Genomic DNA, 23,056 nt, shown 5'->3' with positions numbered 1-23,056 from the left:
CGGACCTGCCAGCCACGGGCTTGCGCCTGCCGATATGAGCACCAGCGCGGATCGCCGTTGAACGCCGCATCCTGCATCATGCCGAGCAGCAGATTGTTGATCCCGCGGTAAATCCGTCCCGTCGTCGGGTTCATCGGTGCGCCGGCGAGGCCCTGATCCCAGCCGCGTTGCCAGGGCAGCACGCCGCGTTCGAGCGCAGCGAGGATCTTGTCGGTCACCTCCTGGTAGATGTCGCGGGGATTGGGATTCAGATTGCTATTGCCTTTGCCGGAGCGCCGCCATCTGGATTTGTTCATCGGTGTTTCTCCTTTCCTGAAACACCGTTCGCCGGCCGCGTCGGGGCGGGCGGGGCAAGGGCGCGGGGCGGGCCGCTTGGCCCGTCCCGCGGGAAACGCAGCCACGCGCAGCCGGCGGTCACGCCGGCGAGCATGGCGAGGCCCTACCCCTTGCGGCGCGCGACCCGCATGCGGCATCGCTTCCCGCTTGCGGCGGAGATCGCTTTCATGTCCGCCGCCTCACTCGTGACCGAAGACCCGAACCACTTTGAACGATCGCCAGGGGTCACCCGCCGGGCCGGTCGGCGCGGCCAGGGAGAGGATCGCGGCACGGTCGAGCACCGGCCGATCGGCGCGAAGATTACGCGGGGCTGCGTGATCGCGCTGGGAGAATGACAGGCCGACCTTGATCGCCCGCTTCGAGACGATCGTCGGATCGCGCCGCATCACCTTGGCAAGATCGATCATCGAGACGCCTGCCGCATGGGCGATGCGGATCAGGAGATCTTCATCAGGGGTCCAGTCCCGGCAGTAGCCATGATCCAATCCGAGGGTGAAGGCGCGGTTGTAGACGGCGGATTTCGGACGATCGAGCAGGCCTGCGAGTTCGCCCGTCTTCATCCGGCCTCTGCCGTAATTCGCCCGGAGCAATTCATCGTCAGCCTCGCTCCAGGGGCGGCCCTGACGTGCGCCGTTGGGCTTTGGGTGGGTGCCTGACAGGTTGAGTTCTGCGGCTTTCCAGCGGATCGAATGACGCGATCGGCCGAGCCGGTGACTGAGCGCCACCAGATTGTCGCCGGTCTGATAGGCTTGGCGCAGGAGATCGCATTCCTCCTCGATCCAGGGTCGACCCCAACCCCGGTGATAGCCGCTCGCGGCGATGAACGCCTGAAAACTGCTTTCCGCGCGAAAGGGGAATCCCTTGGCGGCGAGCTTGCGGCGGATCACCGGATAGAGATGCCCCTCCTCGGCAAGTTTGAGCGCAAGAGCCTGTTCATCGGGATGCCAGGGCTTGGGTCCTTCTGGCCGTCGCAGACCGAGACGCGACGCCCGGCTGATCGCCCCGGAGCCAGAGCGGCCCAGACGCGCGGCGATCTCGGCGATCGTCGCATCTGTCGTGTAGACCGCTCGAAGAACAGCATCTTCGGCCTCCGACCACGGCGGAGGTGCCCCATTCGTCAGACCGAGAAAACCGGCACGGGCGTAAACAGCCGGCACACCATGTTCAAGGCGGAGCGCAAGTGTTGCAGTCGGCACGCTGCCGTACTTCGTGATCAGGACACGATCCTCATCTTCGGTCCATGGCCGAAACTTCGGGCGATAGAGGCCCAGTTCCCAGGCTTTGTCTTTCACCGTCTCGATCGTGCGACTGACGGCAATCGCGATCTCCTCCCAGGACGCATCTGCGCCGAGCATATCCCGGAGCGTATCGAGTTCCGCCGGCATCCAACCTCGCGTGTGGTATCTGATCTCTCGCACCGGGGTCATCTCTGCCGGTGGGGGTAGCACCCGGTCCGCAGTCGCGGGATCGAGCGCCACGATCTCGTAATCGCCCATGTCAGGACAAGCCCACGATGGGCGTATCGGCGATCAGGGTGCGCAGCGCCGCAGCCAGGCGCACAACGCGGCAGTCGTTGCGCGGCAGGGCGTCGATCATTCGCTCCCCGATCAGCAGATCGATCGCCTGATTGACGATCCCCGGTTCGATCACGAGCTCGGCGGCGATCTCCGTGGTGGTCGTCGCGTTCGGCGAGATCCGTTTCAGGGTCTGGACGATCGTGGCCGCGACCGGCGCGAGGTCGTTGAGCAGGAACAGGCTGAGCGCCAGTTTGCCCCTACGGTCGGGACGATGGTCGCTGACTGCCGAAGCGGGCAGACGATCGAGATCGAGCCGGTCGCGGGCGTCGGCGTCACTCATCCGTGCCCCAGGCATCGGTGTGGGTGTCGCGCCGACATGCGGGGTGGACGCGATCGCGACGTCGACCGCGACCGCCTCCCGCGCGAAGGCCGGGCCGATCGCGAAGAACCGTCCTGCCGGCAGCGTGCGCAATTGGCAGGCCTTCTGGTAGGGGAACCCGAGTAGATCCCCGGCGCGCGCGACGTCCCGGTCGTAGACATTCAGTCCGAGCAGATGATTGTGGCATTCGCTGACAACGGAACTCGCGAGCTTGGCGAGGCGCTGGGTTGCGATCACCGGTCCAAGGCCACGCTTGCGGCCCCGCGCGCAGAGTTCTGTGAGGGTGGCGATCCCGAGGCGGCGGATCTCGGCGTCGCGCCCCGATGCGGCGAGATGCGGCGCAATCAGATGGGCTTCGTCGATCGCGACCAGCATCGTGTGCGGCCAGTGTTCCTTGGGTGCGGTCAGCAGGCCGTTCAGAAAGGCGGAGGCGCGCACGATCCGTTCGTCGGGTGAGAGATCGCTCAGGTCGAGATGCACCGAGAGCCGGTGCCGCCGGGCATTGAGTGCCACGATCGCGAGCCCATCCGCGGCGAGGGCGGCCGCCCGGATCGTGGGAGCGCCGATATGCGCGGCGAGATTGGCGAACTCGGCTTCCGGATCGAGCAAGGCGATCGCCGTATGAGGATGTGCCTGCTCGATGATATGGCGGAGCGCCATGGACTTGCCGGCGCCGGCCGATCCCTGGATCAGGCATTTGTAAGCGATCAGCCGGGAGAGATCGACGTCGAGTGTCCCGCGCGGTGTCTTGCCGAGGGTGAATCGCGGCCCTTTCAGGCCCGGCGCTGGCGACGAACCGGCACGCGTGATCGTTGCAGGCGGTGGATCGGGCTCTTCGATCATGCCGCGGTCGCGCAGCAGGGTGCGAAGCGCCGGGGTGGTCGGGAAATTATCATCGCCGGGGCGGACGATGCGCGGTTGTTCGAGCGCCTTGTCGGGCGCGGGATGTAATCTTGCGGGCATGGGATGTCTCCGGGGGAGCGCCGAGGGAGGATACGGCATGTTGAAACGCCAACGCGCCCTCGTGGGGCGCGCTGGCAGGGTTGAATTCGTCGGAGTAATTCGGATCAGGACCGGAACGTCGCGTTCACCATGACGTCGTGGTCACAATGACGCGGTCAGGGAGCGGTTGTGTCTCGATCTCGCCGTTCACGCTCATCGCGCCAATGCTGTTCGAGCGCACGGGCGATTTCGGCACGGGGTTGAACTGCGCGGAACAACGCGAAGGCTGGTGCGCCGGCGACTGCGTTCTGGTCGAGCGCTTCGAGGCTGGCGGTCACGCCGCGGTTCGGGTGTCCAGTCTCGTCGTTATAGTCGGTGACCAGCTGACGGAATCCCGGATGGTCACGATATTCCTGCTCGAGCCGGGCGATCTGGGCAGCATGGTTCGGCAGGGTTTTCTCGACCGCCTCGGTCGCCGTGGCAGGCAGGTCGGGTTTCTGCGCCTGTGCTGCCTGTGATCCAGCCGCGTGACGGTCGGCGGCCTGGACCAGCTGGGTGATGTCCGGCCGTGCAGTGGTTCGGTCCGACGGCGCGCGCTCACGACCGTAGAGGAAGACGACAGCGCAAAGGCCAAGCCCGAGAATGAGGGTGGATCGCTTCATGGCACGGTGCCTATTTTCGGCCGATCGGCATCGGCTGGCAAATGAATTTCCGGATTCAGCGTTCCTGCGGATTTGATTTCGACCCAGTCGGCATCACTGCCGAGGCTGGCTGGCAAGCAGAAGGTCTTGCGCTCAGACCAGTCGAAGATCGTCGCGCTGTTCAGATCCACCCAGCCATCGCCATTGGACCAGTAACCACCCCCCTGCCCCATCTGACTCTCGTTCGGTGAATAGATCATGAAGCGCTTGCCGTCCTGGATCATCTCGTCGATCCAGTCGCCGCAGTGAAAATCGCCGATAACCTCGCCGGCGCCGAGATCGAGGACGCAGGCCCCGCCACTGAAGGCGTCGAGGACTGGCCGCGAGCAGACATAGGCCCAGCTAAACCCCCAGCGACCGCGGAGCTTAAAGCGCTTGGCGCAGGCAAGAACGTAATTGATGACATGATCGGGATCGCCCATACCATTACCGTCATGGATCCAGACGCCGCCCGGTGAATCCTCCATCGGGTCGGATTCCACCTCGAAGCAGGCGATATCGTTCTGTCGCGTCATCAGACGCTCGTACGCGGCGAACAATCGCACGGCGCGGGCGGCATTGCCGGTCGAGCCGGTATCGAGCCGGCAGGAAAATCGTGTGGAATAGTCGGCCATGAGAAAAAGCTCCGTGAATGAAAAAGCCCGGTGCGAGACCGGGCTTTTCGGAATGAGAGGGAAAGCTGACGATCAGCCGCCGGGTTGGGGATGGATGCGGTCCTCGTCGAACGGGACGGCCTCGATGACCTGTTCCCTGCTGTCGGCAGTGACCCGGTCGATGTAGGCGATGATCCCTTCGCGCCGATCGTCGGTGTCGATGTGTTCGGGTTGACTGGCTGATTCCATCGCGCGTTTGGCCGCAACCTTCGCCGCCTCGATGGCCGCGGTATCGCTGTTCGCCTCGATCGTGATGCTGTCGTAGGCGCGTAGCCAGAAGCCGAGTTTCACGATGTATTCGGTCATGATCCGGTTCCATCCAGAATATCGCGGTCCAGCGTGCTGCGCGGTCCCATCCAGGCTTCCGGCCGGATCGCGCGCACCCAGTCGGCGAAGCTCGGAATATGGCCGAGATCCTCTTTCACGTGCTGTTCGGCGATCAACCGGACCGGAACGATCCGGCCTGCGCCGTTGGTCAGAACGTGACCGAACACGCGCTCGGTGATGAAGATGCCGCTCGAGTGGTGGAGAGCTGCGCGGTGCCGAAAGTCGGCGACCGCTGCCTTGCTGGAATCGAGGAAGTCATGGATCGCCTGGTAGTCGTCGGGTGCGCCGCCCCAGGTCCGGGCGGATGACACCGCATGATGATAAGGGTGTGCCACGGGCTCTCACATTTCATGTTCAAAGTAATTCGTTTCGGTGTAGCGCGCGTTCATCTCGAGCCGGATCGTTTCAATCTCGGTATCGAATACGCACTCGCCGTAACCACCTTCGCCGTCCTCCCATCCGTCGTGCTTTGCACCGATGAAGTCCCAGAAGATCTCCTTGATGATGTTCTGGATCAGGGATGATTTTTCGATTTCCTGGACTTCATAGCCGGCGCAGCGCTGCCCGCTCGGTGTCTCCGAACAGGGTTCATACCGTTCTTCCATCGTGGCGAACGGATAGGGGATGGGTTCCGCCGGTAGATCGATCGGCTGGTTCTCCGCGCGGTAAGCCTCGATCGATTCGATCTGGCCGCTGTCGCCGCTGCCATCGAAGCTCACGGTGACGCGGTTGATCCCGGCGGCTTTCAACGCGCCGAACAGGATCGGTTTGGCTTTCCGCAGGATCGAGATTTGCAGTTTCTGGAACTCGGTGTGTGCCGCCGTGTAGTCAGCAATCAGCGCGGTCGCGGTGGCAACCGATGCCGGTTCGGCCGTCGGTGTGGTGGAATGATCGCTCATGGGGTGGTCTCCGTCTGATGGGTATGGGGGAAGAGAACGATGGTGGAGCTGCTCGCGCAGTTTCATGGATTTTCCTTTCATCTTCTTCGTGAAGATGTCCGGATCGCGGCCACGGCGGTGCCGGGCGGGGCAAGGCTGCGCAAGGGTGCGGAGCGCCCGCAGCGCAGGACCAGAGCCACGCACAGCCTGCCCTCCAGGGCAGGCGAGCATGGCGAGGACCCACGCCTTGCCCCGCACGGACCGACCGTGGCAGCCGGGCCCACACCGATCGGTTCAGGCGACGGTTTGATCCACCCTCATCAACGTTGGCGTCGCTGAGGTCGTGCGTTCTGCGGTTTCGATTTCAGCCGTTGCGAGCACACGCCCGCGGATCCGGTATCGGCCGCCAAGCGGACGGTCTCCGGCATCGACCGGCCGGAAAGCGAGGATCATTCGTCCCCGCCATGACATAGCTTCGGCGATGAACCTGTCGTAGCTGGCCCCATCGGTAAACCGGAGCGGGGTTGCGAACCGGATGCGGGTACCACTGACGATGCGCGCTTGCTGTCGTCGCACGCCGGCTTTGCGGTCCCGAGCGGCTGCAACCCGTGCACGCCAATCCGCCGCATAGCCGACGCCGGGTAGTTGACCGATCGGAGTCAGCAGATTCATGATCCCGACCGGGCAATCGACCTCGCAGGGACCAACCGACTCGTCCATCGGCTTGTAACCGAAATCGCCATCGCGACCCATTTGCGTCAGGTATACATAGGCCACGGTGTACGGCGTCTGATCGGGAATGCTGATCAGCACCGCCGCGTACCAGGTCGAACCAACGAAGGCGGATTTGACCACCTTGATCTCGGCCTTTCCTGGCTTGTCGGCGATCTGCTCGACCTCGCTGCGCAGAAACCGATCCTTGGCGGCGGTGCTACGACCGCCGATCGGTTGATAATGCCATCCCATGACGGGACTCCTTTGAGAGGGGTTGAAGCAATCCCCCACCCCGAAAACGCAAAGCCCGCCGATAAGGGCGTGCCTGCGGTTCGAGGGTGGGCAGGTGGCTGCGGACAGGCGACCTATTCGTATGAGGGCCGTATCCTCGGGAAATGCGTCGGCATGCTCTGGGCGCGCATGACCCGGACATTGTATTGCCCGACCGAGTTGGTTTGCGAGATGTCAGGACGGGCTTGGTTCGCCTCGGGTAGTTTCGCCCGCAGCCGCCGCGCGTGGACGTCGGCGGCAGCGATGGAGCAGAACCCGGCCGGAGCCGCACCGAGGATTTCATAAACCCACGGGTCGATCGCAAGGATACCGGCCGGATACCTCCAGCATCCTTCCTCGGAACCGCCGTAACTTAGGTCGATCAGGAAAACCGCGACCCAGGAGAGGCCGAAGCCTTGATCATCGTCGGGATCGGACTCGTAATCGGTAGCCGTGGCCGGTGGCGCTTCGACGTCAATGGTATCGATCATCGCACTACCTTCGCACTCGGCTGGGTGACCGGCGGTGCGGGCAAGAGCGTGATTTCCGGCTTCGCGAGGATGACGGCGAGCAGGACGCCCCCCGTCAGAAACAAGATCACTGCGGCGAGACGTCGCATATCCAGCGATGAGATTGATTTTGATTTCATCTGACTTTCCTTCAGTCTTCTCCTTGAAGACCCTCTCCTCCGGCCGCATCGGGGAGACCGGGGCAAGGGCGCGCCAGGGCGCCTGCACCCGCAGCGCGGGAGCGCAGCGACATCCCCTTGCGGCGGTCACCCCGCATGCGGCACGAGGATTCCCATCTTGTATTTAGCCCTTGGTGCTCGGTTTTTGGTTCGGTCGTTGCTTCTATTTCCATCGGCACCGGGTCGCGGCGCACATGAACACCGTTGCCGGCGATGAGGTATCCGCTCTACCGGAGCAGGCCGCCGCGCCGTCGGCGCGCACGGCGGGCTTTCCATGCCAGGAATACGTGTTTCACCCGATGGATCTGCGGTGCGAAAATATAGCCGAACGCTGCACCGATCATCACGACCGACACAAGATTTCTCAAATAGTTGCTCATCGCCTACTCCGCCGCTTCAGACTGATCATACTCCAGATCATCGGCGGGTTGCGACATTTCACGGCGGGCGCGGAGCAGGTCACGCAACGCTTCTTCGAACCGTTCGGCCGCCAGATGCGCTGGCCAGGGCTCCCATGGCGCCATGCCTGGCGGGATCGTGAGAGGATCTCGGTCGAGCGGTTTGAGCGTGATGCCTAGATCGCGCCGCAGCGCCGCCTTGCGCCAGCCAACGACATGGAGCGCCTCGCTCGCGGCTGCGAGATGATCGGAATGTTTGTGGAGTTGATGGCTGGCCACCGTCCAGGGCGGCAGATCGTAGCGCTGGTTCAATGCCGCCTGGAGACGCCGGTTGATCTGGAGATAGCCTTCTCCAAGATGCGGCTTCAGCGGGGTGATCGGATCGAACCCGCCGATCAACGCCTCGGTTCCATCGTGAAGCAATTCGCGCAGCGCCTCACCCGGCGATAGTGGCGATGGCGCCAACAGCTTGCGTATCGCCAGCACGGAGAGACTGTGTTGGGCAACAGACAGCGGCAGATCCCAGCAGGAGTGCCCGCCCCAGCGATAGGTGCGCGACAGACCGGTCGCTAGATCGGCGTCGGTCCATGCATTCGGCGCTGGATCGAGCAGATTGAGGCGGTTGCCGGATCGGAACATGATCAACGCTCGGGATGAGGAGATCGGCCGTCTGAGCTGGTCAACCTCAATGTCGTGATCGAGGGAGTTCATTGGTGGCTCCGTGGATCGAAGCAACAGCGAACGGACCCTCCGTTCCGCATTTCCGTGCCTCGATAACCACAGAGCAACCGCTGGCCGGTGATCCAGCCAAACGCGCGTGCGACCGCTTGAGGGCGCATCGCGGGACCAGAGCCACGCACAGAGCGCGCGGTACCTGCCGCGCGATCGAGCATGGCGAGGACCCACCGTTTGCCGGGATCACCGGACCGCGGTAGCCCAATTCATGGTCCGACGTACGTCATCGGCACAGGTGACTTCGCCCAAAACCCCTACCCGCTTATCAGAATTAGAGATTGTGACACGAACGCACCCGCCTCAGCACGCCGTTCGTGAAAGAGCCGGCGTGCAAACTGCGTCGCTACCCAACAACCGAACGCTTCCCGTTTGCCGACGCCACCAGCAAACAGGTTTGGCCGCGACTAGGCCAATGCCCAAGCATCTCTGCAAGGTCGGGGAGGACGATCCTTCCTACCCCTCCCCGCACTTGTCCCACGCCTCAGACTTCGCTGATCATGGATGAATTTAGGAGTTACTTTCTCCGCATATCCCTGATATATTTGCACATAATGGCGCGCGGTAGCCCTGTATCAACGCCGGTCGGAACCGTCGATCGGCCCTTGTCACGACGGCGTCGTGTGCGGGACCCGGAGTCTGCCGCGGTGCAGTTGCTCTTGTTTCCCGAGCGCGTAACCCTGACCCGGATCCGACCAGCGTTGAATGAACGCCGCTACTATCAGATTGAAATCCAGTCGGATTTGTTCGGCACCGTTGTCCTGGCGCGTCGCTGGGGCCGGATTGGACGTACCTGCCGAATTCGGCTGGAGTCCTATCCGGATTTTGGTAGCGCGCTTGATGCACTGGCTTCCCTCGCCCGACGCAAACGCCTACGTGGCTACATGGATCAGCATAGTGCTTGATCCAAAGCCTAATCGCGAACGACATCAAGGGGTCATCTACATAATACTGGTTCCGCCTGGGGAAACCTTTTGTAGATGCAAAAGCTATACTAACGAAGCATCCGGCTCACCTCCAGCCGACGTGCGATCGCTCACTCCATCGAATCTCCGATATCGTCAGGCTGCTCGAACGCCATCACAACATCGATGACGTTCATGCCGTACCGCTCGATCTTCGTGGTACCCATGCCAGGGATAGGTTCCAATTCCGACAGGCTGTGGGGGCGTGCCTTGGCAATTGCGGCGAGGGTTTCATCGGTGAAAATCACATAGGCTGGCAGATTTTGTGTTTTGGCGAGATAAGCCCGCTCGGCCTTCAGCATCGCAAACAGCTGGGCATCACTCTTCCCAAGTTCGATCCGCTCAGCCTTTTTTGCGACGGCCGCGGTCGCCGTTCGGGTCGCCTGATCCCGCCTGAACGCGATCGTTGTTTTGCCGCGGAGTATCTGGCCGCCGACGGATGTCAACTTTAGCGCGCCGAAATGATCGTGATCGACCTCGATCGCGCCTTGGACGATCAACTGTCGGAATACCGAACCCCAAACAGGCCGGCTGAACTCCTTGCCCACCCCGAACGTCGGTAAACGCTCATGCCGAAACCGTCTGATCTTGTCGGTGTTCGCGCCGAGCAGAACATCGATTAGATGTCCCACCCCGAACCGTTCTCCGGTGCGCAAGACCGCCGACATCGCCTTCTGCGCCGCGATGGTCCCGTCCCACGTCGCAACCGGTGCCAGGCAGGTATCGCAGTTGCCGCAAGGCTCTGCCATGACCTCCCCGAAATGCGCTAGGATCGCCTGTCGCCGGCAGGATGATGTCTCGCAGACGCCCAGCAGAGCATCGAGCTTCGCCCGTTCGATCCGTTTGATCTCCGTCGGCGAATTGCTCTGGTCGATCATCGCTCGCCGGAGCACCAGATCCTGCATTCCGTAAAGCAAAAGCGTTTCGGCTGGCAGTCCATCCCGCCCTGCCCTGCCCGTCTCCTGATAATAGGCTTCCAGACTACCCGGGAGGTCGAGATGCGCAACAAACCTCACATCCGGTTTGTCGATCCCCATCCCGAAAGCGATGGTCGCAACAAGGATTAACCCCTCCTCCTTCAGAAAGGCATCCTGATTGCGTGAGCGGATCGCTCCGTCGAGACCCGCGTGATAGGGCAGCGCCCGAATGCCGCTTGCCTTTAATCCGGCGGCAGTCTCCTCCACCGATTTCCGGCTCAGGCAATAGACGATGCCGCTCTCCCCCAGCCGTGATTTGAGAAAGCTTATCAATTGCCGGCGAGGCTCGGTTTTCGGCATGATGGCATAGCGGATATTGGGCCGGTCGAAGCTGGCCAGGAACAGTCGTGCGGCGTCGAGCTTTAAGCGACGCCGAATATCCTCGCGGGTTTGCCGATCAGCAGTTGCGGTCAAAGCGACCCGCGGAACTCCGGGAAACCGGACGGCGAGTTCGGCAATCTGAAGATATTCAGGCCGAAAGTCATGACCCCACTGGCTGACACAATGGGCCTCGTCGATTGCGATCAGGGCGATCTGGGCGCCGTCAAGCATATCGAGGAAGTCCGGCATCATCAGCCGTTCGGGCGCGACGTAAAGGAGATCGAGCTTTCCGTCACGCAACGCGGCCTTGGCCTTGCTACGTTCGCTTCCGGTCAACGAAGAGTTCAGTGTCGCGACGCGCACGCCGAGTTGGCGGAGGATATCGACTTGGTTGCGCATGAGGGCAATCAGCGGCGAGACCACAATGCCAACGCCCGGACGACATATGGCAGGGATCTGGTAGCACAGGGACTTACCTCCACCGGTCGGCATCAGAACGATGGCGTCACCACCTTCGACGACGTGCTCGATGATCGACTGTTGCTCGCCCCGGAAACCAGGCAGACCAAACACCGACTTCAGAATAAATGATGGTAGGGCGGTATTCGGTACCTGGATATGTCTCCCATGCGCGGTAGCTTTGGTTGTCGCCATGCATCGTGTTTACCCGAGATCACGGACAGGACCATCATCAGGCGCGCGATAGTAGAAAATTACCCCCCTTCCCTCCTGCGGCTGTCTCGAATAATTCTCAAAGCCAGACCCGTAAGTAGAGACGCTTAGTCTGATAACGGAACGTACTTACGCTCCGAATTTAGGTCAAAGACGGCTTCATGATCAGTTTGGTCAAGGGCATAGGCATGAACGGAGGTTTGGTTGGTGGCGTGGCGCCTTGAGATCGCTTCAGATGGGCTTTATGTTGTTCGACCTACTTTTTTTGGGAATCCACACCGCATCGGACCAGAGCCTTGCGCGACAGCGAAGCCGCGCCCTGCAATTTATCGAAAACTTAAGTGGTTGCGACTTACTATGTTTTTGTTCCATTCAGCCGCATAAGTCATCTCCGAGTCAGGGGGTTTAATGACCCTGCCTGTTTCTCATGAGGTTATGAGGTTATGAGGTTATGAGGTTATGAGGTTATGAGGTTATGAGGTTATGGGCAGATGATGACACGAGGGTATGAGCGCATTAGTCTGGAATTCTTATTCGATGGTCATGCTTATCCAACCAATCGTTCAGCGCAGCCTTGACCATTTGGCTCAAAGTGATTCTTCTTCGCTTGGCGATAACGCCTAGTTCAACATGGACGTCTTCGGGTATAGCAACTTGGATGAGTGACTTCCCGCGTCGCCACGCGTTCCTGTCGGGCACAGCCCCGCTGGATGGGACGACTTGTGCCTCTTTTGAAGGCGACGAAGTATCCGCGGCGTTTGATGGTTCACCTTCTCTCTTGGCCCGTTGCCGGGTTAGCCGCTCAGCTAGTCCATCCTGATGAGCTAGTCCCTCCCGCTCAATATCCAAATCCGCAAGCGCACTTGGCCGTTTTGCCATCGTCCTCACTCCCTACCCGCGGCCGCCAAAGCCGCTATGTCAGGCATACCAATCTCCACGCGGAGCCAACGCCACACTTTCCTAATTTCAATCGAGGCGGCCTGGTGGGGCTGAAATTCTGTCACGCCTTGACCCTGCTCAATCGCAACCCTGTAGTCAGCCCGATGCGTATAGATGGCTGGGGCAACCCTCCCCCCTGCCCTCTCGATCGCAGTCGTCGCGTCACCACGTCGGCGCGACGCGCCCGCCGACCAATCGATCAAGAGAACAAAATGCCGTTTATTGTCTGCGCGGAGCCGTGCGAGTGTGGGACCAAGCGTCGACAGTTCGAGATCAGTCGGATGACATGGGATCAGCACAAGGTCGGCTGCGCCGATGGCTGTCGTAATCGCGTTATTATCCCGTCCCGCAGTGTCGAGCAAAACAAGTTGGGCCCCGGCATCCTTAAGTTCGCCGAGTCGATCTTCTACGTCGATTGGGACGCAGACTTCAGCGAATGGTCGTGGCGGAAGCCCCGCTTTCTTTCGCAGCCGCGCCCACCTTCCCACCGATGCTTGTGGGTCCAGGTCCAGGATCGCCGTCTCTAGGCCTGCCTCGGTTGCGGCACAGGCGAGATTAATCGCGGCCGTGGACTTTCCCATGCCGCCTTTGTCTGATGTCAGAGCAACTACCTTCATTTCCTCAGTGCCTCATGAGGTGGTGATAATATGAGGATTAGATGTAATGGTGTTCGACGTCAATTCCTTCTGCTCAGGGTCGTCTTAACGGGCTGCGCCGCCCGAGATGTCGACCGACCAGAGTCGCAGATCCTGCCTTTGACGCTGATCGAACCCTAACTGCCGCCCCACCTCCTCATGAGCGCATTGTCTCAGTATCTCAACTCCTCGTTCGTAACGCCCTATCTAGGTTGGCTCCGATCCTAGTCCGGCAACCTCAGCAATTTTGGCTCATTGTAAACTGAGATGATCTCCTCATGAACCCATTGCCTCATGATGTTTTTGTCAAAGAAGAAGGCTCTTATAGCGTTACCTGTTGATATGGTCCGAGACCGATGGCACCGAGGATCAAGGCGTCGGGTGTGACGTTCTGTCCCAGCGCTTCCAGCGTTCTGCGCCAACCAAGATAATTGGGGAGATTCTTGGTGGCGACGCCGTGGAAGCGCCGGAGCCATTCCTTCAGCCGGCCATGATAAGCGTTGACATTGTTGATGTGAAAATCAGGCGCGTTTGGTTGTGGCTTACCTGGCATTGGCAGGATGTGCGTCGGAATGCCCGCCTTGCGCGCGAAGGCAACAATCGCGGTGCCACCGTCGCAACAGAATTCGTTGGCGGGAGTTACGATACCGTCCAGTGCCGCTGTGATCGACAAGCGGTTCAGTTTTGGCAGTACGGCATCGGTGGTGGCGCCATGCCGGTCACGCGCGACAAGCACAGGTATCTGTTCAGCGGAGATCCCACGCTTGGTGGGCTTGCCGCCTCTCTTGCGGGCCTTACGCGGCATCGCCGATCGCTTGCCCTTGAATGACTCCAGGATAAACGTCTCGTCGCCTTCGACGATCCCCGCCAGGGCGTGGGGTTTGTCTTTGGCCAGCGATTCAAGAAACCTGTGTCGCCACCTAAAGGCAGTGGTGTAATGCACGCCGCTCCGTTTCGCCGCTTTCGCCGTGCTGACACCGTCGATCATGGCCCCAGCTTGTGTAGCCCATTTTTCCTTGTGCCGCAGACGAGCCAGCGGCGTTTTCGTCAGGGCGTTGAATGTGCGTCGGCAGGTCTTGCAGCGATAGCGTGGCAAATCCGCAGACTGACCCCAACGCACAACGTCGCGGCCGTCACAATGGGGGCAGCCGACGCTATCCACGCGCCGCTGCCCGAGTTTAGCCACGGCTTCCCCTGCAATTGGGCTCGATGCCAGCGCGGCAGGCAACATCATTGCAACCGGCCGTTCACCAGCACTCATCAGGTCGATGCGCGCCGTCATAAGATCCTGAGATACGTCAGCTTCATCAACATGGCTGTCCGACGCCTCCAAAAGAGCCAGAGCCTGCCATGTCCGTCGCCGCTGAGGAAAGGTCAGCGACGCAATCCGCCCGAGCCAGGATTCGAAATCTGCCACGTCCATGGATCGTCTCCTCACATCAAACCAGACCCTCGTAGCCAATATCAACAGCTAACGCCACAAGAGCCAAGAAGAATCTTACTCGACCGTCGACCCCGCGCCCATCTAGGAAACTCATATTCCCTTTTAGGCCCTGCTAAATGGCCACCGTCTACTTTTGTACAGTGTCGATTCTCGTTGAAGGCTGGCGAGTCATTAGCATTGGCTCATGAGGCTAATTCCTCAGTTTTTCAGTTGCTCATGAGGTCGTTTGTCCCTGCCAAAAGCGCTTAGCGCCCTCGTTAAACACACAGACGCCTCATGAATATATGAGGGAATGAGGAACGGTGGAGATGAGGATATGTTTTCATGACCTCAGTGCCTCATAAAGCCAGTGCTTTTATTTACTTCGGGCGACGTAGGCAGGCGCATGACATCGCCTGTCGAGGACACTGTTCTATCTCATAGCTGCTGTGCCTCAATTCCTCATGAGGTTAATAAGCTGCCAGGCTCATTCAAAGGGTTCTATCACCTAATTGTCTTAAAACCTCAGTGCCTCATGATCTTATAGGGGTCTCATGCCGCGCGAGATTAGGCATGCGTTGCCTAGCCGTTAGGTGGCTATCACATCGCCAGAGGTCCAAGCGAGGCGTGTAGTTCATAGCCTCATGAGGAGCTAGCCCCAGCTTTGGCGAATTCCCACAGTTCCTGGGGCTCGGAACCGGGAGGGGGCGTGGGTAGAGATTAAGGGATCTCAGGAAACCTTTGTATGAGTTACTGACCTCATGAGGCCCTGTGGATGGCCCGAACCGATGACGGTGCTTTCACTACCCCGTGCTGAAAGCTTAGCAGATAACAGAATTACGTAGCGTATGACGCAGGAACGAAAATAGCTCCGCATCGCCGTCAGCGACTTTCGCACCGTTCTATTGTGTCGTGATGTCTTGCTCATTGGATAGACGGCTGTCAAAGAGCGTGACGAAACTGGCTCGGCCGCGATTGTAGAATCGCGCGCGCATCTTCGCCGGAAAGATCACGCTTCGACATTGCCTATGGAGACTAACCACCACGATAGCGTCTAACTTTTTGAGTATTGTAAAACCATCCTCTTTTTCCGTAGGAAGCGTAAATGGGGGGGGGAACTCCCTGATCAAGCGATGACCGGTTCCGCCAGGTGCAGTAGGAAAAACTGGATGTAGCTGATTACGGTCCGGTCGTACCAGCCGCAGTATCCGGGGATTTGGTCCCTTAGCACCTACCAGAACACCGGCGCCAAGCCTTAATGTCGCAGGTTAGATTTGGCCGCAGGTAGCTGAACTCAGAGGAGAAGTTTCTGTTGCTTTGGATACACAAACTCTTGGTCGGACGCGTCTCGTGTTTGCACAGGGGGACCACGTGCTCGACCGTGCGCTTTGATTGCTCGTTCAGGCTGACCTAATTTTAATGTGCTGCCTTCGCAGGCTAAGTTCGACATTCGAAGCTTGCGCTCTGATTATACCGTACCAAGCCGCTTACGGGGGACGGGAACGGGGACGGGGAGGGGGGTGAAACTGGATGGGAGCTATGGCCGAAATTGGGTGATGGCATGGTGAGAAAGGTGGCGTATCGAAGCGGGTGGAAGCCTGCCCGAAGCTCTTGAAGGAGCGATACGCCTATGACGAGCGATAGCACTATTCTTGCCTTCCGTAAGCCTGGAGGCGTTGGGGATCCGCTGACGGCGATCCTGAGGGACGCGGCCCGTCGGCTGCTGGCCCAGGCAATCGAGGCGGAGGCTGTGGCGTTTCTGGCTGCGATGAAGGGTGAACGGCTGGCTGACGGTCGCGACCGCATTGCGCGGCACGGTCTGGGTCCGGTGAGGGAAATCCAGACCGGGATTGGTCCGGTCGCGGCGCAGCGCGTGAAGCTGCGCGACCGCGGGGCGGAGGCGGGCAGTGAGCGCATTCGTTTCACCTCGGCCCTTTTGCCGCCCTGGGCGCGTCGGACCCGGAGCCTGGATGCGTTGTTGCCCATCCTTTATCTGCGCGGTATTTCGATGGGTGATTTCCAAGATGCATTGGGGCGTTGTTGGGGAAAGATGCGCCAAACCTCTCGCCCTCGGTAGTTGCCCGATTGCGCGGCGAATGGGAATCCGACTTCAAGCGCTGGCAGCGGCGGGATCTTTCGGCCCGGCGGTACGTCTACATCTGGGCCGATGGCGTCTATCTGCAGGCACGGATGGAACCGCAGGCAGAGTGCATGCTGGTGCTGATCGGCGCCACCCCCGAGGGCCGGAAAGAGTTGATCGGTTTTCAGGTAGGCATGCGGGAAAGTGCCCAGAGCTGGCACGAGCTGCTCGTGGATCTGAAGGCCCGGGGTCTGACCATCGCACCGCAGGTCGCCACCGGGGACGGGGCGCTCGGCTTCTGGAAGGCGATCGAGGAGGTCTGGCCGAGGACATGCCATCAGCGCTGCACGGTCCACAAAACCGCCAATGTGCTGAACAAGATGCCGAAGGTGCTCCAACCGGCCGCCAAGGCCGATCTGCGTGAAATCTGGACGGCGCCGGATCGTGCGGCGGCCGAGGCGGCGATTACAAAGTTCATCGAGAAATACGGCTTGAAGTACGACAAGGCGGTGACCTGTCTGGTCAAGGACCGTGATGCGCTGCTGACCTTCTACGATTACCCGGCCGAGCATTGGGAGCATCTGCGGACCTCCAACCCGATCGAGAGCGTGTTCGCCACCGTTCGCCATGGAGCGATCCGAACCAAGGGCGCGCTGTCACAGGACACCGCCCGGTTCATGGTCTTCAAACTCGTCACGGCAGCCGCCAAAACCTGGCGCAGACTCAACGGAGAAAACCAGTTGCCCAAGGTCATCCAGGGCATTACTTTCCGGAACGGCGTCGAGGTGATCGAGACGCCAGCACAGAACGCCGCCTGATCACCGCCATCACCCAATTTCCACCATAGCTCTGGGGGCTCTGATTCTATGCTCTGAAAACGACAAGGTCGTCATTTTTAGTAGCCGCTGATGTGCGAGCAGACGGGGTGAGTGGTGACGAGGAGGGTACTCTGTAAACCTTTCCAAAGCCCCCTTGAGATATTCTTGAGCAAAAACTAGAAAAAGGTCTTAACCAATAGCCCCTTTTTTTTATTTCCGTGCCAGTTATCCCCGTTATCCACAGAAACTACGTCCCAACTACAGGTAAAGTATACAGGTTTTTTTATAGGTCAAGTTATAGGGTTAGGCGGGGGGTAATCGCCCGAAGGATTTGGGGGGCGACCGACCGAGAGTCGCGGAGTGATCGCCCGAAAACGTGGGGGGTGATCGCCTGTTGATAACATTTCTTATTCACAGCGGCGAATTAGCGACTCGGATCTCGGTGATACTCTTTTCTCGTGTGGCCTAGGTTTAGCGGAGATTGATCGTCCACCCAATGAAGAGGGGGTAATCGCCCGAATTATCTAGAATGGGGGTGATTGTTCGAACTTGTGGGCGACGGCTGTAAGGGGGGCAATCGCCCGAACTTGATTGAGTGGAGAGGGGGGTGATCGCCCGAACTGGCGCCCGCGATATGTTTGAGGGGGGGGGTGATCGCCCGAATTGATGTGCTCGATACGCTTAAGGGGGGGGCGATCGACCGAACTGGCGCCCGCGATACGCTTGTGGTGGGGGGTGATCGCCCGAATTGACGTGCTCAATACGCTTAAGGGGGGGCGATCGACCGAACTGGCACCCGCGATATGTTTGAGGGGGGGGGTGATCGCCCGAACTATCCCCGAGGACTACGCCGGTAATCGCGGTCTTGATGCTGATCTTAGATGGTGACCCAGTCGGCGACCGCGCGGAATACAGGGGAAATCCGGACTACGTATCGAGGCACCACTGAAGGCGAGAGGGCCTACCTGACTAGGCATTAACTGCTACGCTGGGCACAGAGAACTTCTTATGAACAACTCCTTCCCGTAGCGGCAGGCGGCGCAGACCCGACCGATACCGACGATCAAGGGCGGGAAGCGGAGATGCGGAGTTGCAGATGTGATCAACGAGCGTCGATTTGAAATCATCATGGTAGGTCGTGTAACACCTTGCTCGTCGACGGAACCCTCAAGGAGGTCCAGCCACCGGCCGCCGCTAGCCTGGGTTCATCACAAGCCCCAAACCCGAGTAAGATCGGGAAGCGGCCCTCGCATAGACCCTGGCATAGGGTTGGACGGCATTAAAAGGGGGGGGTAATCGCCCGACTTAGGAAAAAGGGGGGGTAATCGCCCGAACTGCCCGAAAGAGGGGGGGTGATTGACCGAGTTAGACTCCTGACCGTTCACTCTGGCGCAACGGCAAGCCCGTTGGTATTTTTTGCCCGCCGACGGTACAGACTCAACTAGCCTCCAGCCTCGCGCCGCCAATGATAGTTTTGGGGACCGGCGGCCTCGATGGCAGTAGAATGTAGCCCCCACGAACCTCGTCCATTCGCGCGTCAGGATAGACGGCCCGAACCGACAGAAGCGAGCGTTGGAAAGTTCGCTTGAAATCTCGCGTATCGTGATATTCCTGACCAAACTGGCTCGCGAGATTTGCCCATGTGACGCGCTCTCCGGTCACGCGTGCTACTCGGTGTAAGCGGTGCGACAGCCACGTGTAGATGTCGAGGGCAAGAGACGACCCTTGCAGCGCTGCCAAGGCACGGGGATCCAGAGGGACTGCGGCATCGACGAGTGACTCGTAGAATTTCGTAGTGAGTTGGATGATTCCGGCTTCCAGATCGTCGCTGCCATCTGGTGCTCGCCAGGTGGAAAAGCGCTCGATAGGTTTGGCATCGATGGTGGTGTTCCCATAGCCGAGTGTCATACGACACGCCGAAAGCGCCCGCATCTGCAATCGAAAAGTTCGGTAGTCGCGGCCGTTTGTGCCGATGCCGATCCGCCGCATGAAATCGTGGAGCGACCGCCCTACTTCAACCACTGGTGACTTCGTCCGAACGGCTTCCGTGCTGATGTGGACGAGTGCCAACCGAGGCTTGGGACCGTAGGGCAGGGGTTGCTGCATCCAGGTCTGGTTGGAGTAGAGGCTCCCCGCCTCAACTAGCAGGGACGCGATCCCATTCCGGCGCTCGAATCGTAGGCCTTCAGTGGCCCGCCTAGGCAACCCGACCTGACACAGGACCGTATGCAGGAAATCGGGCCGTTCGGGAGCGGTCTCCGCGATTTCCGTGGCAAAACGAATGATTCTGGCGGTCTCTCTGCTCAGAGGTGCAAAGAGGTCGCCTTGCCCCTCGCTGCCCTCGTGGCCCTCGCTACTCTCAGTCATCTTGCTTCCTCCCCCGGCGGTACCACGCCTCCATCGTTTTCAAACTGGAGTCCGGTCCGTTCAAACGCTGACTTGATCGCTGCCTTGATGGCAGGAAGGACGATGGCGCCTCGCTCAAACCTAATCACGGTGGAACGCCCAACCTGGGCGGCCTGAGCCAAGTCATCGACAGTGAGTTTGACCGCAGCTCTCGCCATCCTGCACTGGGTGCTCGTAATCATATCAAGGCCGATTCTTCAGTTTATCTGACACCTACGGTATCAGATGAATCCGAGCCGGCACAAGAAAAAAGGGGGAACGGCCGAGTCGGCGCCAATGGAGTGGGTGGTAACTCCGTGTTCGAAATCGAGATTCATCCGTTTCGCTGAGTCCGTTGGCCATCATTAGGGCTTTGCGTCGGCATTCGCGAGTTCATCGGACAGGATCGTGAGTCCCTCGACCGAGAGTTCCCGCAGCGCGAGGGCGAGCATCGTGGCCCAGCGCGGCACGGTGGCCCGATCTCGGCACCAGTTGTTAACCTGGCGGGAAGTGACGCCGCTGAGCCGGGCAAACCTGGCCTGGCTGACGTCGGCTTGGCTCAAAAGCCCGGTAAACGCTGACCCTGAGATCGGTTCCATCGATTCATCATAGAACCTGGTTCTATTCCGACTGCAAGCTGGTAGCTTGTTCTTAGTGAGAGGGGCGACCTACACGCGATAATGACTATTATCGCGCGTAGTGCAATTATTTAGGTTGCTATCGTCTGAGTGCCGGCCTATCGGTCGAATCATGGTCGATCAACATTCCGAATCGGGTCGGACTCTCGACGGTGAGATCCTGGCCAACCCCGCGGAAAAACTAGGCGTGGCGCTCGCGCCGGCCCTGACACCGGCTGGACAGGCCGCGCTGGCACAGGCGCAGGCCTTCGCGCGCCAGGCGGTCTCGCCCGCAACCCTGCGCGCCTACAAGGCGGATTGGACCCATTATGCCGCATGGTGCGATCAGACCGGCTTTGTGCCGGTGCCGGCCACCCCGGCCGTGGTGGGTGCTTATCTCGCGAGCCTCGCGGGTTCCCATGCACCCACCACGATCCGCCGGCGCCTGGCGGCGATCGGCACGATGCACCGGTTCAATGATCTGCCATGGAATCCGGCCCACGGTGATATCCAGCACCCGTTGCGTGGCGCGCTTCGCAAGCACGGTCGCGCGGTGCAGAAGGCGGCGGCATTGACGCTGCCGATGCTGCGCCAACTGGTCGCCACCTGCGATCGCACAGCGCGTGGTCGACGTGATCGCGCCTTGCTGCTGATCGGCTTTGCCGCGGCGCTGCGCCGCTCGGAACTGGTGGCGCTGCAGGTCGATGATATCGCCGAGGACGCCCGCGGGCTGCGGCTCCGCATTCGGCGTGGCAAGACCGATCAGGCAGGGGAGGGGGCTGAGATCGGCGTGCCCCGTGGCCGCCATGTCGAGACCTGCCCGGTCCGGGCGTTCCAGGACTGGATGGAGATCGCCACTCGCAAGTCAGGACCCTTATTCCGCCGGATCAGTACCGGTGACACCATTGGGGACGTCGGGATGCATCCGGATGCCGTGCGGCGGATCCTGGCCTATCGCGCCGAGATGGCCGGCCTGCTGATCGACGGGTTCGATCGCCTGAGCGCCCACGCGCTGCGCGTTGGCTTCATCACCGAGGCCTACTCCAAGGGTGTGCGTGATGAGGATATCATGCGCCATACGCGTCACCGCAGCCAGAGCGTGATGCGCGGCTACGTTCAGCGCGCCGGTCTGGTCAGTGACAGCCCGGCCGGCGTGCTCGATCTCTGATGGCGCTGCGGTTTCCGTGGGAGACCGAGCCTGATCCGCCTGAGCCGGCGACCCCGCCGGCGCGACAGCCTCTGCCGCCCCCGCTGCCGAAACCGCGAGGGCGTCGGCCGTCTGGCACGTCCCGATCGGATGCACCGCAGACAACGGCGCCCGTTTCGATCTGGCGGTATCACCACCTGACGATCAAAGGTCCATTGGCCGAGCTCGAGGCGTTTGCAGCGGCCGCGCGGGGCCCCGGGATCATCCCCTGGGAGATCAATGGCGCGGCGATCGAGGAGGATATTTTTATCCGCGCGGTCAGCCAGACCGGCGGGCAGCGGAGCCTCTCGGTCGCGGGCTGCCGGATTCTCGCCCGTCAGTTCCGCGAGCGGATAGAGACCCGCGAGGCCAGGGCGCGAGACCGGATCGGGGTTAGCCGCGCGTGCCCGTTCGATCTGCAGGTCCTGGTCCCTATCCCGCCGGCGATCTTGGCGCTCGGGCATGATCATCCGACGGCGCTGGCCTGGTTGTCCCGCCATTGGGGAATCAGCGATCTGCCGCGGCAGGTGATTCTGCGCCCCGACGCGGGGCCGGGACGGCGGCAGAAAGCCGGTCATGGCGTTCTCGGCTATGGGTTCTTCACGGCGGAGATCTCCCCGCGACCGGCACTCACCAAAATTGCCGAAGCATGGCCGGGTTTGAAATTCCACCTGCTGCCGATCGCGACGGATTGATCGCCGCGATGGATGGGTCATCCGGCGCGGTGGACAGGGCAGGGGAGGGGGGATCGCCGCATCTGACGCTGGATGGGTTTGACGGATCGCTGGCTCTGCTGCTGGCCCAGGCGCGGGCGCATCAGATTGATCTGTCGACACTGCGTTTGCCTGAATTGATCGACCAATTGGCTGACCGATTGGAAAGGGCGCGGGCGACAATCCCGCTGGGCCATCAGGCGGACTGGGTGGTGATGGCGTCCTGGATTCTGCTGCTACGGTCTGACCTGCTGTTGCCGCGGGATGCGCCGGCGCAACAGGCGGCCGAACGACGGGCCTCTGACCTGCGGGACCGTCTGGTCGCGTTGCAGGAAATCCAGGCGCTGGGCGCGTGGCTGGACCAGCGGCCGCAGTTGGGGCGTGATGTTTTTGCCCGTGGCCGATCCGAGGCGATCGGAAGCGTGATCGGCGGTTCGATCGAGGTCGATATGATCGCCTTTCTCTGGGCGTGTCTCAATTGGCTTTGCTATCGAATTTTGGCCCAGCAGTGATGGCGAATTTTGGCCCACCTCCAGCGTCGAACGTAGGGTCTCCTCGGCACGATCGAGGAGCCAAATATGGACTGGAAAGCCAAAGTGGAATTATTCGAGCAGCTTCGTCGAGAGCATGAGTTTGGGATCGGCACGGTAGCGGGTGTTGCGGCAAAATTCGGGGTTCATCGGCGGATGGTCCGCCAGGCGCTGGCGGGCGCGGTGCCGCCTGTGCATCAGTATCCGGCGCGGGTGAAGCCGAAGTTGGATGCTGTGGTGGCGTTCATCGACAGTGTTTT

At 60.7% G+C, this 23,056-nt stretch carries 24 protein-coding genes and 1 pseudogene; 6 read left to right on the top strand and 19 right to left on the bottom strand.

What is annotated here, in order from left to right; all coding sequences use genetic code 11:
- The 13 genes from AruPA_RS19640 to AruPA_RS19580 all read right to left on the bottom strand — a co-directional run.
- The coding region (locus AruPA_RS19640; protein WP_265638454.1) for an ArdC family protein at nt 1-296 on the bottom strand (296 nt) is incomplete at its 3' end.
- A gap of 219 nt (nt 297-515) precedes the next feature.
- Complete coding sequence (locus AruPA_RS19635; RefSeq protein WP_265638453.1) at nt 516-1,832, bottom strand: hypothetical protein; 1,317 nt, start codon at nt 1,830-1,832, stop codon at nt 516-518.
- Between the two features lies 1 nt (nt 1,833).
- The gene (locus AruPA_RS19630; protein WP_265638452.1) at nt 1,834-3,195 is read right to left on the bottom strand and encodes a helicase HerA domain-containing protein; all 1,362 of its coding nucleotides are present in this window, start codon (nt 3,193-3,195) and stop codon (nt 1,834-1,836) included.
- 155 nt (nt 3,196-3,350) lie between these two features.
- Nucleotides 3,351-3,836 (bottom strand): hypothetical protein, encoded by a 486-nt coding sequence (locus AruPA_RS19625; RefSeq protein WP_265638451.1) that lies wholly within the window; start codon nt 3,834-3,836, stop codon nt 3,351-3,353.
- A complete protein-coding gene (locus AruPA_RS19620; protein ID WP_265638450.1) occupies nt 3,833-4,489 on the bottom strand; it encodes a hypothetical protein in 657 nt (218 codons plus the stop codon). The genes AruPA_RS19625 and AruPA_RS19620 overlap by 4 nt, the downstream gene beginning before the upstream one ends.
- Nucleotides 4,490-4,561: 72 nt before the next feature.
- A complete protein-coding gene (locus AruPA_RS19615; protein WP_265638449.1) occupies nt 4,562-4,834 on the bottom strand; it encodes a hypothetical protein in 273 nt (90 codons plus the stop codon).
- On the bottom strand, nt 4,831-5,190 hold the full coding sequence (locus AruPA_RS19610) for a DUF6915 family protein (protein ID WP_265638448.1): 360 nt from the start codon (nt 5,188-5,190) through the stop codon (nt 4,831-4,833). The genes AruPA_RS19615 and AruPA_RS19610 overlap by 4 nt, the downstream gene beginning before the upstream one ends.
- A gap of 6 nt (nt 5,191-5,196) precedes the next feature.
- On the bottom strand, nt 5,197-5,964 hold the full coding sequence (locus tag AruPA_RS19605; RefSeq protein ID WP_265638447.1) for a DUF6878 family protein: 768 nt from the start codon (nt 5,962-5,964) through the stop codon (nt 5,197-5,199).
- Nucleotides 5,965-6,027: 63 nt separating this feature from the next.
- The gene (locus tag AruPA_RS19600; protein ID WP_265638446.1) at nt 6,028-6,699 is read right to left on the bottom strand and encodes a DUF6927 domain-containing protein; all 672 of its coding nucleotides are present in this window, start codon (nt 6,697-6,699) and stop codon (nt 6,028-6,030) included.
- Between the two features lie 113 nt (nt 6,700-6,812).
- Nucleotides 6,813-7,208: a hypothetical protein gene (locus AruPA_RS19595; RefSeq protein ID WP_265638445.1), complete on the bottom strand. Its 396-nt coding sequence runs from the start codon at nt 7,206-7,208 to the stop codon at nt 6,813-6,815.
- The gene (locus tag AruPA_RS19590; protein WP_265638444.1) at nt 7,205-7,366 is read right to left on the bottom strand and encodes a hypothetical protein; all 162 of its coding nucleotides are present in this window, start codon (nt 7,364-7,366) and stop codon (nt 7,205-7,207) included. Before AruPA_RS19590 ends, AruPA_RS19595 begins: the two co-directional genes overlap by 4 nt.
- A gap of 266 nt (nt 7,367-7,632) precedes the next feature.
- Nucleotides 7,633-7,785 carry a hypothetical protein gene (locus AruPA_RS19585; protein ID WP_265638443.1) on the bottom strand — a complete coding sequence of 51 codons (153 nt, stop codon included), beginning with the start codon at nt 7,783-7,785 and terminating at the stop codon, nt 7,633-7,635.
- Between the two features lie 3 nt (nt 7,786-7,788).
- Nucleotides 7,789-8,514 (bottom strand): hypothetical protein, encoded by a 726-nt coding sequence (locus tag AruPA_RS19580; protein WP_265638442.1) that lies wholly within the window; start codon nt 8,512-8,514, stop codon nt 7,789-7,791.
- Nucleotides 8,515-9,182: 668 nt separating this feature from the next.
- Here AruPA_RS19580 and AruPA_RS19575 point away from each other — a divergent pair.
- Nucleotides 9,183-9,440: a WGR domain-containing protein gene (locus tag AruPA_RS19575; RefSeq protein ID WP_265638441.1), complete on the top strand. Its 258-nt coding sequence runs from the start codon at nt 9,183-9,185 to the stop codon at nt 9,438-9,440.
- 131 nt (nt 9,441-9,571) lie between these two features.
- Here AruPA_RS19575 and recQ read toward each other — a convergent pair whose 3' ends face one another.
- The 3 genes from recQ to AruPA_RS19565 form a co-directional block, all read right to left on the bottom strand.
- Nucleotides 9,572-11,452, bottom strand: coding sequence for a DNA helicase RecQ (gene recQ / locus AruPA_RS19570; RefSeq protein ID WP_265638440.1), 1,881 nt, complete (start codon nt 11,450-11,452; stop codon nt 9,572-9,574).
- A gap of 902 nt (nt 11,453-12,354) precedes the next feature.
- On the bottom strand, nt 12,355-13,026 hold the full coding sequence (locus AruPA_RS21860) for a ParA family protein (protein ID WP_029314213.1): 672 nt from the start codon (nt 13,024-13,026) through the stop codon (nt 12,355-12,357).
- A 340-nt stretch (nt 13,027-13,366) separates the two neighbouring features.
- On the bottom strand, nt 13,367-14,467 hold the full coding sequence (locus tag AruPA_RS19565; protein ID WP_265638439.1) for an IS1595 family transposase: 1,101 nt from the start codon (nt 14,465-14,467) through the stop codon (nt 13,367-13,369).
- A 1,630-nt stretch (nt 14,468-16,097) separates the two neighbouring features.
- On the opposite strand from AruPA_RS19565, the pseudogene AruPA_RS19560 reads away from it, so the two are divergent.
- Nucleotides 16,098-17,365: pseudogene (locus tag AruPA_RS19560) on the top strand (IS256 family transposase).
- 1,437 nt (nt 17,366-18,802) lie between these two features.
- Here the strand turns inward: AruPA_RS19560 and AruPA_RS19555 are convergent.
- The 3 genes from AruPA_RS19555 to AruPA_RS19545 all read right to left on the bottom strand — a co-directional run bounded on the left by AruPA_RS19555 (nt 18,803) and on the right by AruPA_RS19545 (nt 20,313).
- A complete protein-coding gene (locus AruPA_RS19555; RefSeq protein ID WP_051657654.1) occupies nt 18,803-19,732 on the bottom strand; it encodes a replication protein RepA in 930 nt (309 codons plus the stop codon).
- A complete protein-coding gene (locus tag AruPA_RS19550; protein WP_245594239.1) occupies nt 19,729-19,929 on the bottom strand; it encodes a helix-turn-helix domain-containing protein in 201 nt (66 codons plus the stop codon). The genes AruPA_RS19555 and AruPA_RS19550 overlap by 4 nt, the downstream gene beginning before the upstream one ends.
- A 186-nt stretch (nt 19,930-20,115) precedes the next feature.
- Nucleotides 20,116-20,313 carry a hypothetical protein gene (locus AruPA_RS19545; protein WP_265638438.1) on the bottom strand — a complete coding sequence of 66 codons (198 nt, stop codon included), beginning with the start codon at nt 20,311-20,313 and terminating at the stop codon, nt 20,116-20,118.
- Between the two features lie 187 nt (nt 20,314-20,500).
- Between AruPA_RS19545 and AruPA_RS19540 the strand changes: the two genes are divergently transcribed.
- The 4 genes from AruPA_RS19540 to AruPA_RS19525 form a co-directional block, all read left to right on the top strand.
- Complete coding sequence (locus tag AruPA_RS19540) at nt 20,501-21,535, top strand: tyrosine-type recombinase/integrase (RefSeq protein WP_265638437.1); 1,035 nt, start codon at nt 20,501-20,503, stop codon at nt 21,533-21,535.
- 194 nt (nt 21,536-21,729) lie between these two features.
- Nucleotides 21,730-22,248: a hypothetical protein gene (locus AruPA_RS19535; protein WP_265638436.1), complete on the top strand. Its 519-nt coding sequence runs from the start codon at nt 21,730-21,732 to the stop codon at nt 22,246-22,248.
- Nucleotides 22,203-22,778, top strand: coding sequence for a hypothetical protein (locus AruPA_RS19530; RefSeq protein ID WP_265638435.1), 576 nt, complete (start codon nt 22,203-22,205; stop codon nt 22,776-22,778). Before AruPA_RS19535 ends, AruPA_RS19530 begins: the two co-directional genes overlap by 46 nt.
- Nucleotides 22,779-22,844: 66 nt before the next feature.
- Nucleotides 22,845-23,056: hypothetical protein (locus AruPA_RS19525; RefSeq protein ID WP_265638434.1), on the top strand; the 212-nt coding region annotated here is incomplete at its 3' end.

The organism is Acidiphilium sp. PA (assembly GCF_026191915.1).
GTDB lineage: Bacteria > Pseudomonadota > Alphaproteobacteria > Acetobacterales > Acetobacteraceae > Acidiphilium.
The sequence above is the reverse complement of the archived record's forward strand: the minus strand, read 5'-3'. Positions and strand labels throughout refer to the sequence as shown.

Excerpts from the sequence above, each read along its gene's own strand:
- AruPA_RS19615 (WP_265638449.1), bottom strand. The coding sequence starts at position 4,834 with ATGACCGAATACATCGTGAAACTCGGCTTCTGGCTACGCGCCTACGAC.
- AruPA_RS21860 (WP_029314213.1), bottom strand. The coding sequence starts at position 13,026 with ATGAAGGTAGTTGCTCTGACATCAGACAAAGGCGGCATGGGAAAGTCC.
- AruPA_RS19630 (WP_265638452.1), bottom strand. The coding sequence starts at position 3,195 with ATGCCCGCAAGATTACATCCCGCGCCCGACAAGGCGCTCGAACAACCG.
- AruPA_RS19600 (WP_265638446.1), bottom strand. The coding sequence starts at position 6,699 with ATGGGATGGCATTATCAACCGATCGGCGGTCGTAGCACCGCCGCCAAG.
- AruPA_RS19530 (WP_265638435.1), top strand. The coding sequence starts at position 22,203 with ATGGCCGGGTTTGAAATTCCACCTGCTGCCGATCGCGACGGATTGATC.
- AruPA_RS19550 (WP_245594239.1), bottom strand. The coding sequence starts at position 19,929 with ATGGCGAGAGCTGCGGTCAAACTCACTGTCGATGACTTGGCTCAGGCC.
- AruPA_RS19580 (WP_265638442.1), bottom strand. The coding sequence starts at position 8,514 with ATGAACTCCCTCGATCACGACATTGAGGTTGACCAGCTCAGACGGCCG.
- AruPA_RS19635 (WP_265638453.1), bottom strand. The coding sequence starts at position 1,832 with ATGGGCGATTACGAGATCGTGGCGCTCGATCCCGCGACTGCGGACCGG.
- AruPA_RS19620 (WP_265638450.1), bottom strand. The coding sequence starts at position 4,489 with ATGGCCGACTATTCCACACGATTTTCCTGCCGGCTCGATACCGGCTCG.
- AruPA_RS19590 (WP_265638444.1), bottom strand. The coding sequence starts at position 7,366 with ATGAAATCAAAATCAATCTCATCGCTGGATATGCGACGTCTCGCCGCA.
- AruPA_RS19625 (WP_265638451.1), bottom strand. The coding sequence starts at position 3,836 with ATGAAGCGATCCACCCTCATTCTCGGGCTTGGCCTTTGCGCTGTCGTC.
- AruPA_RS19540 (WP_265638437.1), top strand. The coding sequence starts at position 20,501 with ATGGTCGATCAACATTCCGAATCGGGTCGGACTCTCGACGGTGAGATC.
- AruPA_RS19555 (WP_051657654.1), bottom strand. The coding sequence starts at position 19,732 with ATGACTGAGAGTAGCGAGGGCCACGAGGGCAGCGAGGGGCAAGGCGAC.
- AruPA_RS19605 (WP_265638447.1), bottom strand. The coding sequence starts at position 5,964 with ATGCTCGCCTGCCCTGGAGGGCAGGCTGTGCGTGGCTCTGGTCCTGCG.
- AruPA_RS19565 (WP_265638439.1), bottom strand. The coding sequence starts at position 14,467 with ATGGACGTGGCAGATTTCGAATCCTGGCTCGGGCGGATTGCGTCGCTG.
- recQ (WP_265638440.1), bottom strand. The coding sequence starts at position 11,452 with ATGGCGACAACCAAAGCTACCGCGCATGGGAGACATATCCAGGTACCG.
- AruPA_RS19585 (WP_265638443.1), bottom strand. The coding sequence starts at position 7,785 with ATGAGCAACTATTTGAGAAATCTTGTGTCGGTCGTGATGATCGGTGCA.
- AruPA_RS19595 (WP_265638445.1), bottom strand. The coding sequence starts at position 7,208 with ATGATCGATACCATTGACGTCGAAGCGCCACCGGCCACGGCTACCGAT.